Source organism: Micromonospora sp. WMMD734, from assembly GCF_049178975.1.
GTDB lineage: Bacteria > Actinomycetota > Actinomycetes > Mycobacteriales > Micromonosporaceae > Micromonospora > Micromonospora wenchangensis.
In genome coordinates this window covers 4171943-4185549 of sequence record NZ_JBMHMK010000001.1, presented here as the reverse complement: position 1 = coordinate 4185549, position 13607 = coordinate 4171943, and the positions used below count along the sequence as shown (strand labels likewise).

The following is a 13607-nucleotide window of genomic DNA, read 5'->3' as shown; positions in this document are numbered from 1 at the left end:
TTTTCCGGCACGCCGTCGAGCCGGAAGGAGGTCAGAACGATGTCCGATGTTCTGCGCCCCCTCCGCGTCCCGGCGTCCACGCGGATCTGACCGGGGCGTTCGCCTTCCGGAGGATTCCCCATGACCCACCTGGTCATCCGCCCGCTCGTCGCGGGCGAGGAAGATCTGTTCGAGTCCATGCCCGACCCGCTGCCCCACCTGCGCAAGGTCCGTTACGCCGACGGTGTCGCCGGGGGTGGCTACCGGCCCGAGCGCACCTGGATCGCCCTGCGGGACGGCCGGGTGGTCGGTCGGGCCGCGTGGCTCCTGCCGCCCGGGGCCGCCGGTGCGCCCTGGCTGGACCGCTTCGACCTGACCGCCGAACCTGAGGTGGGGGCCGCGCTGTTGCGGGCGGCCCACGAGGCGCTCGGTGGCCCGCACCCGTACCACGCCGGGCTGCCCGCGTACTGGCGGCGGCGGCCGGAGGTGCTCGCCGTGGTCCGGGCACCGCTGGCGGCGGCCCGGCTCGCCGGGCTGGTCGAGCGCGGCGAGCGGCTCCGCTGCTCGTGGGCGGGCACCCCGCTGCCGACGACCTCCGGCCGCTACGCCGTCCGCCCGGCCGCCGATGGCAGCGAGGTCGACGCCCTCGTCGCCCGGATCGCCGAGCCGGACGTGCTGACCGGCCGGGAAATCGCCCGGGCGGTGGCCGGGGTGGACCTGGCCACCGATCCACGGGCCTGGCTGACCGGCGCGACCTGGCGGGTCGCCCTGGTCGACGGGGAGCCGGTCGGGCTCGCCGGGACGACCGGGGACGCCTGTTTCCCGCAGCTCGGCTACCTCGGGGTGGTGGACGGGGCGGCGCGGGGCGAGTTGCTCGCCGACTCGGTCGCGGCGTTGGTGGCCGACGGTGCCCGGGAGGTGGTGGCCGACGTGGACGCCCACCGGGTGGCGGTGGTCGCCGAGCTGGAACGCACCGGGTTCCGGCAGTTGCGTACCCGGCTGTTCTTCGAGCCCGCCACGGCTGCGGTCGACTGACCCGTACGGCGTGCCCCCGGCGTACCGGCCGGGGGCACGCCACCTGACCGGGCCGCGAACCGGGAGTCACGAACCACACGACAGGTAAATTGAAGAATTTCGCAAGTGCTAAAGTGTTCACGACGTCGACGGAAGAAGGTCCCGGGTGTCGGTCCCGCTGTACCAGGCCAAGGCGGAGCTGTTCCGCACCCTCGGGCACCCGGTGCGCATCCGGGTGCTCGAACTGCTCCAGGACGGCCCGAAGCCGGTCCGCGACCTGCTCGCCGTCATCGAGGTCGAGCCGTCCAACCTCTCCCAGCAGCTCGCCGTGCTGCGCCGGGCCGGCATGGTCACCTCCTACCGGGACGGCCCGCTGGTGATGTACTCGCTGAGCACCCCCGACGTGGCCGACCTGCTGGCCGCCGGCCGCCGCATCCTCGGCACCGTCCTCACCGACCGCGACGCCCTCCTCGACGAACTCCGCGCCGCCACCGCCACCGCCACCGCCGACCCGGCCGCCGGCAGCCCCGCAGCCGCACCCGCCGCCGGACCGTCCGGTCCCGTCATGGTCGGCGACAGGCCCCGTAACCCCACGAACGGCTCGCCGACCCGGCCCGGCCGGTGAGCATCGCCGCCGTCGCCGACCGGTTCCTCGGCCTGCTGCCCGACCGCGCCGACTGGCAGGCGGTACGCCGCTCACCCCGGCGGGACCTGGCCGCCGGGCTGACCGTTGCCGTGGTGGCCCTGCCACTCGCCCTCGCCTTCGGCGTCACCTCCGGGCTGGGCGCGCAGGCCGGGCTGGTCACCGCCGTCGTCGCCGGGGCGGTGGCGGCCGTGTTCGGCGGCTCCCACCTCCAGGTCTCCGGCCCCACCGGGGCGATGACCGTGGTGCTGGTGCCGGTGGTGCAGCAGTTCGGCCCGACCGGGGTGCTGATGGTCGGGGCGCTGGCCGGGCTGCTGCTGATCGCCCTCGCCCTGGCCCGCCTCGGCCGCTACGTCCGCTACCTGCCCACCCCCGTCATCGAGGGCTTCACCGCCGGCATCGCCGTGGTCATCGCCCTGCAACAGGTGCCCGCCGCGCTCGGCGTCACCGACGCGCACGGCGACCGGGTGTGGGCCGTCGCCGCCGACGCCGTCGCCCGGTTCGCCGTACACCCCCGGCCGGTGGCGCTGGCGGTCGCGCTCGGGGTGGCGGCGCTGATGCTGCTCGGCGCACGCTTCCGGCCCGGCGTACCGTTCTCGCTGCTCGGGGTGGCCGTTGCCACGGTGCTCGCCGAAACCCTCCCGCTCGACCTGGCCCGGATCGGTGCCCTGCCGCAGGGGCTGCCCGCGCCGTCGCTGGGCTTCCTCGACCCCGGCGCGGTCGGCGTGCTGCTGCCGTCGGCGCTGGCGGTGGCCGCGCTCGCCGCGCTGGAGAGCCTGCTGTCGGCCACCGTCGCCGACGGGATGACCGTCGGGCAACGGCACGACCCGGACCGGGAACTGTTCGGTCAGGGCCTGGCCAACCTCGCCGCACCCGTGTTCGGCGGCATCCCGGCCACCGCCGCCATCGCCCGCACGGCCGTCAACGTCCGCGCCGGGGCGGCGTCGAAGCTGGCCGCGCTCACCCACGCGGTGGCGCTCGCCGCGATCGTGTTCGCCGCCGCCCCGCTGGTCGGCCGGATCCCGCTCGCCGCGCTCGCCGGGGTGCTGCTCGCCACCACGGTACGGATGATCGAGGCCGGTTCACTCTGGGCGCTGGCCCGCGCCACCCGGGGCGACGCCCTGGTGCTGGGGCTCACCTTCGTCGTCACGGTCGCCTGGGACCTGGTCACCGCCGTCGCCGTCGGGGTCGCCGTGGCGGTGGTGATCGCGCTGCGCGCGGTGGCCCGCAGCGCCCGGCTGGAACAGGTCCCGCTCGACCGGGGGGAGCACAGCGACGAGGAACACGCCCTGCTGGCCGAGCACATCGTGGCGTACCGGCTGGACGGGCCGCTGTTCTTCGCCGCCGCGCACACCTTCCTGCTGGAACTGTCCGAGGTGGCCGACGTCCGGGTGGTCATCCTGCGGATGTCCCGGGTGTCGGCGCTGGACGCCACCGGCGCGCACGTGCTCGGCGACGCCATCGGGCGGCTGCGCGGACGGGGGATCACCGTGCTGCTCTCCGGCATCACCCCCGACCACGACCAGGTGCTTTCGACCCTGGGAGTGGCCGACGAGTTGCGCCGTGACGGACTGGTGTTTCCCGACACCCCGGCCGCGATCGCCCACGCCCGCGACCTGCTCCGCGGCCCCGAAGCGGTCCCGGGCGGGGCACGGCGGTTGATCGACTCTTCGGGGGCGACATAGCGGTGTCCCCGCGTAGGGATACCGCTACATCGCCCCCATCGAGACGATCAACCCGGCCTCACTGCTCTGACCGGCCGACGGGCTCATGGTGTTGCCGACGCCCCGGACGGCGGGTCGAGGTCCGGGCTGTCCTGGGACGAGATGGCGGTCGAGACGAGACTGGCGGCCACCGGCTGCACCGGCGCGACGTCGTCCGGCGTACGCAGCCGGGGCGGAGCGGGCATCCACGGCTTCAGGTTCTGGATGATCTGCTCGTAGAAGTCGTCGATCGCGTGCAGCACGGAGTCGATGAACGCGCCCCGGCCGGTGCCGCGTTTGGTGCCCGCCGGGGTGCTCTGGGCGACCCGGAAGGCGCGCAGCTCGCGGGCCGGATCGGCGATCAGCGTGGTGGGCTCCTCGCGTACCCGTCGTAGGAGATCGGTCGCACCGCCGCCCCGGGCATGCATGGCGAACGCCTCGATCCGTACGGTGTCCGGTGCGTCCTTCAGTTGCCGGACCAGCCAGTTCACCCTCGTCGTCGGCCGACCGGAACGGGGAGCGTCCACGTCGACGTGGCAGAGGACCTGCCCGGCCCGCAGGTCGGCGGTGACCTGGAGTGTGCCGACCGCGCCGGGAATCCTGATGCTGCCCGTCAGGCTCCCGGTCGTGACGAGTTGGTTCACCAGCGACTGGGTGCGGCCGGCCGGATCGGCGAGATCCCGCCTGCTCAGTGCCGGGGTGACCTCGGTGCCCAACTGCCGGCCGAGACGCAGGCAGGCGTAGCGGATCAACGCGTCGAAGCGGCCGGCCACCTCCGCAGCGCCACTGTCGTTGGCCCGTAGTGTCCCGGCGGACACCCCGTCGCGCACCGCCACCCACGCCGGGCCCATGTCGCTGAACTCCAGCGCGCCCGAGCGCGGGTGCTCCAGATACCTGATCAGCTCGCCGAGGACCCACGCCTGATCCGGGTCGGCGACGCCGCGATACTCCTTCTGGATCACCGCCTGGGTCAGGATCTCCGACCAGGGCAGGTGGTAGAGGGCTACCTTGCGCAGCTTGCGACGGTCGACGACGGTCGGGTGCTGGCCCGGTACGGGGGCGATCTCGTTGGAGATCGTGATCAGGGCGTCGAAGCCCTGCTCCCGGGCGATGTCGAGGTACGCCTCCAACTGCTCGGTCTTCAGCGCGTTGCTGCCGGTCTTGACCTCGACGAGGGCGGTCCACTGGCGCTGCCCCCGGGTGACCCGGATCAGGCCGTCGGGGAAGAGCTGCTGGGTGCCGAGCTTGAAGGGCACCTCGATGAAGGTCTGCACCGTCCCGGCCGGTGCACCGAGGGACTGGGTCAGGACGCGCCCGAATTCCCGTACCGCGCTCATCACCGCCAGCAGGGCGGAGGTCGCCCGGCGTTCCTGTTCCTCTGCGCCGTTGATGCCTGAGGTGGGGATCAGGCGGGCGGCGAGCCAGGTCTCCTCGGACATGCGATGACTCCTCGTGAAGGCGGTGGTACGAGAAGTTACCCGGCGAACCGGGGAGAAACCGGCGCGACTGTCGGCGCGAACGCACCAAAGAAGCTGCCGCATCGGAGGTCGGGCGATCCGCCCGGCCGGCTGCGGCCGTCGGACGGAGACGTCGACATCATCGCTTTGGTCCACGACGACACTTCTGTCCGGTAGGCGACTGCGGCCGGCCGGCGAAGCACGATGATGGCTCGACGGGTCGGGGTGGCCGTAGGACGCTGCTCTGCGTCGGGCCGATACGTCCGCACGCGAGGGCCGTCCGACAGCACGCAGAACTCCCGCTGCCGGAAACTCTCGCTGTCTGTAGTTGCGACTACGGTGGTACCGGCGCGATCACGTGACCGCCGCTCACGAGGAGACACCACCGAGCATGACCTTGAACGGGTACCCGTCATGACCGACCGATTCGCGCGACCCCCCGCGTCCGCCCGGGACACACTGGCCATCCCGCTGAGCCTGTCAGAGCTGGAACAGTATCTGGCCAGGGCGGCTGACCTGCTGCGCGGCAGCATCGACCAGGCGGACTTCAAGGCGTACATCTTCCCGCTGATGTTCTTCAAGCGGGTCAGCGACGCCTACACCGAGGAGTACGAGCGCGCGCTCGCGGAGTCGGACGGCGACCACGAGTACGCCTCGTTCGCCGAGAACCACCGCTTCGGCATCCCGGAGGGCAGCCTCTGGGAGGACGTGCGTGCGCGCACCGAGAACGTCGGCCAGGCCCTGGTGACCGCCTTCCGGGCCATCGAGAAGGCCAACCCGGACGTGCTGTACGGCATCTTCGGCAGCGCCGCCTGGACCAACAAGGACAAGCTGCCCGACGCCAAGCTGCGCGACCTCATCGAGCACTTCTCGACCAGGACGTTGAGCAACGCGGTCGTCGCGCCTGACGTGTTCGGGCAGGCGTACGAATACCTCATCAAGCGGTTCGCGGACCAGTCCAACAAGAAGGCCGGCGAGTACTACACCCCGCGTCCGGTGGTGAAGCTGCTCGTCGACATCCTCGATCCGCAGGAGGGCGAGACGGTCTACGACCCGGCGTGCGGCACGGGCGGCATGCTCATCGAGGTCATCGAGCACGTGAAGCGCCAGGGCGGCCGGCCGCAGACCCTCTGGGGCAAGCTGTTCGGCCAGGAGAAGGTGCTCGCCACCTCCGGCCTGGCCAAGATGAACCTGCTCCTGCACGGCGTCGAGGATTTCGACATCGCCCACGGGGACACCCTTCGTTCGCCAGCCTTCTACGACGGCTCACGCCTGGCCCGGTTCGACTGCGTCATCGCCAACCCGCCGTTCTCCCTGAAAAACTGGGGCGAGGAGGCGTGGAGCACCGACCCGTGGGGACGCAACCGGCTCGGGGGTGTGCCACCCAAGGGGTACGCCGACTGGGCCTGGGTCCAGCACATGATCGATTCTGCAGCGCCGGGGACCGGTCGGGTCGCCGTCGTGCTGCCGCAGGGTGCGCTGTTCCGCCAGGGTGCCGAGGGGCGCATCCGCGAGTCTGTCCTGAGGGCGGATCTGGTCGAGGTCGTGATCGGTCTCGCCCCGAACCTCTTCTACGGCACCGGCCTGGCCGCCTGCGTGCTGATCCTGCGCCGCCGTAAGGCCGACGACCGCAAGCGCCGGGTGCTGTTCGTCAACGGTGAGACGCTGTTCAAGCGCGGCCGTAACCAGAACACCCTCGAACCCGAGCACGCCGACGCCCTGCTGCGCGCCTGCCAGGAGTTCGCCGACGTGCCCGGCCTGGCGGCGGTCGCCACGCTCGACGACATCAAGGCGCACGGCCACAACCTCAACATCCCGTTGTACGTCGCCCCCGCCGACGACGGCGACCAGCCGACCCTGGAGCAGGCCCTGACCGACCTCGAAGCTGCCCACGCCGCCGCCCGGGAGACCCGTGCCGCGCTGGAAGCCGAACTGGCCAAGTGGGGCCTCGCCCCGACGGAGGTGACGGCGTGAGCGCCCGCATCACCCAGCGCGAACTGGAGTCGTACCTGTGGGGTGCGGCCGTCGTGCTGCGCGGCCTCATCGATGCCGGCGACTACAAGCAGTACATCTTCCCGCTGGTCTTCCTCAAGCGGCTCTCCGACGTCTACGACGAGGAGCACGCCGCCGCGCTGAAGGTCTATGGTGACGACGAGCTGGCCGACCTGCCGGAGAACCACCGCTTCGCCATCCCCGACGGTGCCCACTGGCAGGACGTCCGCGAGGTCAGCAGCGATGTCGGCGCGGCGGTCCTCGCCGCCATGCGGGCCATCGAGTCGGCCAACCCGGACACCCTGACCGGCGTCTTCGGCGACGGTGACTGGGGCAACAAGAACCTGCTGCCCGACCGGACCCTCAAGCAGCTCGTCGAGCACTTCTCCACCAAGACGCTCTCGGTGGCCAACCTGCCCGAGGACGAACTCGGGCAGGGCTACGAATACCTCATCAAGAAGTTCGCCGACGACTCCGGCCACACCGCGCAGGAGTTCTATACCAACCGCACCCTCGTCCACCTGATGACGATGATGCTCAAACCCGAGCCGGGGGAGTCGGTCTACGACCCGACCTGCGGCACCGGCGGCATGCTCATCTCCACCGCCGCCGAGCTGCGCCGCCAGGGCAAGGAGTGGCGCAATCTCCGCCTGTACGGGCAGGAACTCAACTACGGTACGTCGGCCATCGCCCGGATGAACCTGTTCCTGCACGGCATCGTGGACGGCAACGTCGCGCACGGCGACACCCTCACCAAGCCTGCCTTCCTCGACGGCGGCCGGCTGCGCACCTTCGACGTGGTGCTCGCCAACCCGCCCTACTCGATCAAGGCATGGAACCGCACCGCGTTCACCAACGACCCGTACGGCCGCAACATGTGGGGCGTCCCGCCGCAGGGCCGCGCCGACTACGCCTTCTTCCAGCACATCGCCGCCAGCCTCGACCCGAAGACCGGCCGCGCCGCGATCCTCTTCCCGCACGGTGTGCTCTTCCGCCGCGAAGAGGCTGCTCTCCGGGAGGAACTGGTGAAATCCGACCTATTGGAAGCTGTCATCGGGCTAGGAGCAGGCCTCTTCTACAACTCACCCATGGAAGCCGTGGTAGTCACGCTCCGTGCCAACAAGCCGACCGAGCAGCGTGGCAAGGTCCTCTTCATCAATGCGATCAACGAGGTCGCGCGCGAGCAGGCGCAGTCGTTCTTGCGCGAGCGCCATCAGCAGAAGATCCTTGGGGCGTACACGGCCTTCGGTGGTGACGAAGGCTTCGCCGCCGTCGCTGCCGGCGACCAGATTGCCAACAAGCAGTACAGCCTGGCGATCCCGCTCTATGTCGCTCGCAATGCAACGGCTGACGAGGAGGGGCAGATGGGTCTCAAAGAGGCAGTGACTGCCTGGCGAGCTGTGGCCACCCATGCCGACACCGCTATGCACGATGTGCTGGCGCTCTTGCGCCAGGAGGTCGTCCAGTGACCCTCAACCTCGACAAAAGCGGCTGGAAGCATATCGCCTTCGGTGATGTGGTGAAAAATCTCAACATCACCGTCCGAGATGCGCAAGCAGCTGGGATTGAGCGCGTGATCGCTATGGAACACCTCGATCCTAACGAGCTGAAGATCAATCGCTGGGGCCGCTCAGAGGACGGAAGTACCTTCACTCGTCGCGTTAAACCGGGGCAGACTCTTTTCGGTAAGCGTCGGGCATACCAGCGTAAGGCGGCCTTCGCTGAGTTCGATGCCATCACCTCGGGCGATATCCTAGTCTTCGAGGCAGACGACACGCAGCTTCTTCCCGAGTTCCTGCCTTTCCTCGTGCAGAGCGACGGTTTCTATGGCCATGCCCTCGGCACCTCGGCCGGCTCCCTCTCGCCGCGCACTAACTGGCGTGATCTTGCTTCCTATAGGTTCGACCTCCCCTCTCTCGACGAGCAGAAACACCTCGCCGGCCTTCTGTGGGCTGCCAATAGTCATAAGCAGGCAGCGAAGTCTGCCGTCAAGGCCATGGGAGTGGCTATCGAACAAATGGTAGACGCTCTGGTATCTGGATCTGGTGCCCCTAGACGCCCTATTGGGGATATCCTCGATGTCTGCCAATATGGACTTTCGACGCGTGCCGGGGAAGATGGCGCCTATCCCATGTTGCGCATGACGAATCTGTGTGCGGGTGCGGTGGTGGATCGAGGCCTAAAGTACTGTGACATAAGTGCGGCTGAGTTTGAGAACCATCGTGTGCTCAAGGGTGATGTGCTGTTCAATCGCACCAACAGTGCGGAGCATGTGGGTCGATCGGGTATCTTCGATCTGGACGGGGATTTTGTTTTCGCCTCGTACTTGGTGAGGCTGCGGCCCGACCCGAGCGTTGTTGACTCAAGGTTTCTCAACTATTTTATCAATTCGAGGGCTGGGCAAAATCTCATTCGGGTGCACATTTCAAGGGGTGTGCAGCAGGCAAACATTAGTGCGAGCAAGCTTAAAATGGTCCGCATGCCGTTGCCCGAGATGGCGGAACAGGCTTCTATAGTTGATCGCATCGATTTACTTCGAACTTCGCAACGTGAATCGGAAAGACTCCTATTGGGTGCTGGCAGGCTCTGTGTCGCGCTGAGTCGCGAGATTTTCGGAGTTGTTGAGTGACCTTCAACGAGGCGAACACCGTACGGGACTTTGTGCGGGATCTTGTCGCGCCGACCGACGTTCAGTTCGTGGCTGGCAGGGATTTGCCGCGTCGAGCGGACGAGGTGCTGTTGGAGGGACCGGTCAAGGAGGCCCTGCGGCGGTTGAACCCGGCGATCGAGGCCGACCCCCGGCGTGCGGACGAGGTCATCCATCACCTGCGGGCGATCATCCTGTCCGCCCGACGCACGCCGAACCCGGTGGTGGCGAACGAGGAGTTCGCCGCCTGGCTGACCGGGCAGAAGTCGATGCCGTTCGGCCCGGCCGGGGAGCACGTCACGGTCCGGCTCGTCGACTTCGACAACCCGGAGCCGAGCGCCAACCAGTGGATGGTTTCCACGGAGGTGACCTACCGGGTCGGGCGGGTCGAGCGCCGCTTCGACCTGGTGCTGTGGTGCAACGGCTTCCCGTTGGTCGTCGGTGAGGCGAAGTCGCCGGTTCGGCCGGCGTACACCTGGATCGACGCGGCGGCGCAGATCAACGAGGACTACGAGGTCAACGTCCCGGCGTTCTTCGTGCCGAACGTGTTCAACTTCGCCACCGAGGGCAAGGATTTCCGCTACGGCTCGATCGGCATGCCTGTCGACCTGTGGGGTCCGTGGCGGGAGGAGGCCGCCGATGACGCTCCGGCACCGACCGGCCTGGCGGCGGTGCGCGAGGCCGTTGTGGGCGTGCTCAACCCGGCGGCGGTGCTGGACTTCCTGCGGTTCTTCACGGTCTTCGCCACCGACAAGAAGCACCGCAAGATCAAGATTATCGCCCGGTTCCAGCAGTTCCAGGCGACGAACCTGATCGTCGAGCGGGTGCTGACCGGAGCGGTCAAGCAGGGTCTGATCTGGCACTTCCAGGGTTCGGGCAAGTCGCTGCTCATGGTGTTCACCGCGCAGAAGCTGCGTGCCACGGCCGGGCTCACGAACCCCACGGTGATCATCGTGGTCGACCGGATCGATCTGGACACCCAGATCACCGGCACCTTCAACGCCTCCGACGTGCCGAACCTCGTCTCGACCGACAGTCGCCGGGAACTACAGGCCCTCCTCGGTGCGGGCGCACGCAAGGTCATCATCACCACCGTGCACAAGTTCGGCGAGGCACCCGGGGTGCTGGACGACCGCGACAACATCATCGTCATGGTCGACGAGGCCCACCGTTCCCAGGAGGGCGACTACGGGCGCAAGATGCGCGAGGCCCTGCCGAACGCGTTCCTGTTCGGCCTGACCGGTACCCCCATCAACAGGCGCGACCGCAACACTTTCATGTGGTTTGGGTCCACTTTGGATGAAGGTGGTTACCTGTCGCGCTACTCGTTCCAGGATTCGATCCGGGACGGGGCGACGCTGCCGCTGCACTTCGAGCCGCGTCTGTCGGAGATCCATCTCGACGCGGCCGCGATCGACGCCGCGTTCGCGGAACTGGCCGAGCAGCACCGGCTCACCGAGGCCGACAAGACCACCCTGTCGCGGCGGGCCGCCTCACTGGAGTCGCTGATCAAGGCCGACGGGCGCGTTCGCAGGATCGCCGCCGACATCGCCGGGCACTTCCGGGCGAAGGTCGAGCCGCAGGGCCTCAAGGCTCAGGTGGTCGTCTACGACAAGCCGACCTGCGTCGCCTACAAGGCGGAACTCGACAAGCTCCTCGGCCCCGACGCCTGCACCGTCGTCATGAGCCACGGCGCGCGGGACCCGAAGGAGTGGAAGGAGTACACCCCCGACCGGGACGAGCTGGAGCGGATCACCGCCCGGTTCAACGACCCGGCCGACCCGCTGAAGATCATAATCGTGACGGCCAAGCTGCTCACCGGGTTCGACGCGCCGATCCTCTACGCGCAGTACGTCGACAAGCCACTCAAGGAGCACAATCTGCTCCAGGCGATCACCCGCACCAACCGGGTCTACCCGCCGAGCAAGACACACGGCCTGATCGTCGATTACCTGGGCATTTTTGACGACGTCGCCAAGGCGTTCGCCTTCGACGAGAAGAGCGTCCAGCAGGTCATCAGCAACATCGACGTACTGCGAAATCAACTCGGCCCGGCTATCCAGGCCGCGCTGGCCTTCTTCCCCGGCGTGGACCGGACCGTGGGCGGCTACGAAGGGCTGATCGCCGCCCAGACCGCGATCAGCGGCGACGCGGCCCGCGACGCCTTCGGCCAGGCATTCAGCGTCGTAGCCCAACTCTGGGAAACCCTCAGCCCCGACCCGGTCCTCTCGACCCACCAGGCCGACTACCGCTGGCTCGCCGACGTCTACGAGTCGGTGCGGCCGGCGGACGTCGCCGGCCGGCTGGTGTGGCACACCCTCGGCGCGAAGACCCTGGAACTCATCAACGCGCACGTCACCGTGGAGGTGCCCCGCACCGACCTCGACACGATCGTCCTGGACGCCCAGGTGATCGAGGACCTGATGTCGGGCCGGCCAACGGACGTCGACCCCGTCGAGGTGGAAAAGTGGATTACCGCCCGCATCGCCAGGCACCTCGGTAATCCTGTCTTCATCGAACTCGGCAAGCGACTCACGGCCCTGCGGGAGAAGTACGCGCACTCCCAGCAGGCCAGCCTGGAGTTTCTCAAGGAGCTGTTCCAGCTGGCCAAGGACACCGTGGCCGCAGAGAAGACCGCCGCCGAGGTCCCCCGCGAGGACCAGGGCAGGGCGGCGCTGACCGAGCTGTTCGAGTCCCTCAAGGGCAACGGAACCCCGATCATCGCCGAGAAGATCGTCGCCGAGGTCGACAAGGTCGTGCGGGCGGTGCGCTTCACCGGCTGGCAGGACACCCGCGACGGCGACCGTGAAGTCCAACAGGCCTTGCGCAGGACGCTCTACATCAAATTCAAGATCCGTGACCCCGACGTGTACGAGCGGGCCCTCGGCTACATCCGCGAGTACTACTGACGGCGGTCGGCCGGGTGCGGCGGCTTCGGTGCCCACCGCACCCGGCGGCCGTCAACGGGTGCGCCCGACCCGGCCGGTGAAGCTGACCCAGGCGGCGGGTGTGAAGGTGAGGGTCGGACCGTGCGGGTCCTTGCTGTCCCGCACGGCGACGAGGCCGGGCAGGTTGTCGGCGACCTCGACGCAGTCGCCGCCGTTGCTGCCGCTGCGGGTGCTCTTGCGCCAGCGGGCACCGGTCAGGTCAACCATGGTGGACCTCCGTGGCAATCTTGTTGATCAGGTTTCTTGATTGTCCTTCATCGAGGGCGAGCTGATCCAGGCTCGACCACACCTTCTCGTAGGCGGCGAACTCGTCCGGCCGGTCGAGGTAGAGCGCCCCGGTCCACGACTCGCTGTAGACCACCGACGGGTCCGGCGTCGCCCGGTTGCCGAGCGGGAACTCCAGCATGACGAACGTGCCCGCCTCGACGCCCCGGTGCAGGCCGACCGAGAGCGGCAGGACCCGGATGCCGACCCGGTCCCGCTCGCCGACGTCGAGCAGGTGGCGCAGTTGCGCGGCCATGGTCGGGCGGTCGCCCACGATCCGCAGCAGCGCGGCCTCGGAGATGACGACCTCCAGCCGGGGTGCCACCGGCAGCCGGCGGGTGAGCAGCGACTGCCGCTGAAGCCGCACCTGGACCAGGCGCTCGCGTTCGTCCTCGGTCACCTCCTCGCGGTGTTGATAGACGGCGAGCGCGTAGTCGCGGGTCTGGAACAGCCCCGGAATCAGCGCCTCGTCGTATCGCCGGATGTGGGACGCGGCGGATTCGAGGCCGACGTACAACTCGAACCAGTCGGGAATGGCATCGCCGTACGCGTGCCACCAGCCTTTCGCCCTCGTCTCGCCGGCCAGCGCGATCAGCGCCCGGGTCAGCTCGTTCTTCGCCCGGTACAGCTCGCACATGGCCCGCACGTCGATGCTGCGCGCCGGGCCGAGCCCGCTCTCGATACGCCACACCTTCTGTCGGCTGCACTCCAGTGCCTCGGCGGCGGCGTCCAGCGTGATCCCGGCCTCGGTGCGCAGGTCACGCAGCGCCCTGCCGAGCCGCCGACGGGGCACCGTCGATCCCATGTCCTCGGCCATCCGGCCTCCTTTCCCCGTTGCGTCGTGCAACATCCCGACGTCCCGTTATGGAACGCCGAATGTTTCCGACGATTAGCGGAACAGTGTGTAGGGGCATTCATTGAGATAGCGCCTCCGACCTTACAAGATGGCGTTGTCCAAGG

9 protein-coding genes and 1 pseudogene are annotated in these 13607 nt (G+C 68.7%); 7 read left to right on the top strand and 3 right to left on the bottom strand.

All coding sequences use genetic code 11. The features are described 5' to 3' along the window. Positions 1 to 120 precede the first annotated feature (120 nt). From ACN267_RS17760 to ACN267_RS17750, 3 genes and pseudogenes are all read left to right on the top strand, one after another. Positions 121 to 1014 (top strand): acetyltransferase, encoded by an 894-nt coding sequence (locus ACN267_RS17760; RefSeq protein ID WP_421489163.1) that lies wholly within the window; start codon positions 121 to 123, stop codon positions 1012 to 1014. 145 nt (positions 1015 to 1159) lie between these two features. Continuing rightward, positions 1160 to 1483 (top strand): annotated as a pseudogene (locus ACN267_RS17755) (ArsR/SmtB family transcription factor); the annotation flags it as partial. A gap of 131 nt (positions 1484 to 1614) precedes the next feature. Next, a complete protein-coding gene (locus tag ACN267_RS17750; protein ID WP_421489162.1) occupies positions 1615 to 3321 on the top strand; it encodes a SulP family inorganic anion transporter in 1707 nt (568 codons plus the stop codon). An 83-nt stretch (positions 3322 to 3404) separates the two neighbouring features. Here ACN267_RS17750 and ACN267_RS17745 read toward each other — a convergent pair whose 3' ends face one another. Next, a complete protein-coding gene (locus tag ACN267_RS17745; protein ID WP_421489161.1) occupies positions 3405 to 4778 on the bottom strand; it encodes a stress response protein in 1374 nt (457 codons plus the stop codon). 432 nt (positions 4779 to 5210) lie between these two features. Here ACN267_RS17745 and ACN267_RS17740 point away from each other — a divergent pair, with 432 nt between their 5' ends. The 4 genes from ACN267_RS17740 to ACN267_RS17725 are packed head-to-tail and all read left to right on the top strand — an operon-like array spanning position 5211 to position 12344. Further along, positions 5211 to 6770: an N-6 DNA methylase gene (locus ACN267_RS17740; RefSeq protein WP_421489160.1), complete on the top strand. Its 1560-nt coding sequence runs from the start codon at positions 5211 to 5213 to the stop codon at positions 6768 to 6770. Next, positions 6767 to 8257, top strand: a complete 1491-nt coding sequence (locus tag ACN267_RS17735) for a type I restriction-modification system subunit M (protein ID WP_421489159.1) — start codon at positions 6767 to 6769, stop codon at positions 8255 to 8257. The genes ACN267_RS17740 and ACN267_RS17735 overlap by 4 nt, the downstream gene beginning before the upstream one ends. After that, the gene (locus ACN267_RS17730; protein WP_421489158.1) at positions 8254 to 9417 is read left to right on the top strand and encodes a restriction endonuclease subunit S; all 1164 of its coding nucleotides are present in this window, start codon (positions 8254 to 8256) and stop codon (positions 9415 to 9417) included. The genes ACN267_RS17735 and ACN267_RS17730 overlap by 4 nt, the downstream gene beginning before the upstream one ends. Next, positions 9414 to 12344: a type I restriction endonuclease subunit R gene (locus ACN267_RS17725; RefSeq protein WP_421489157.1), complete on the top strand. Its 2931-nt coding sequence runs from the start codon at positions 9414 to 9416 to the stop codon at positions 12342 to 12344. Before ACN267_RS17730 ends, ACN267_RS17725 begins: the two co-directional genes overlap by 4 nt. Positions 12345 to 12395: 51 nt before the next feature. On the opposite strand, the gene ACN267_RS17720 is transcribed toward ACN267_RS17725, so the two are convergent. Further along, positions 12396 to 12590, bottom strand: coding sequence for a DUF397 domain-containing protein (locus ACN267_RS17720; RefSeq protein WP_421489156.1), 195 nt, complete (start codon positions 12588 to 12590; stop codon positions 12396 to 12398). After that, positions 12583 to 13464: a helix-turn-helix domain-containing protein gene (locus ACN267_RS17715; RefSeq protein WP_363795154.1), complete on the bottom strand. Its 882-nt coding sequence runs from the start codon at positions 13462 to 13464 to the stop codon at positions 12583 to 12585. The genes ACN267_RS17720 and ACN267_RS17715 overlap by 8 nt, the downstream gene beginning before the upstream one ends. Between the last annotated feature and the right edge of the window lie 143 nt (positions 13465 to 13607).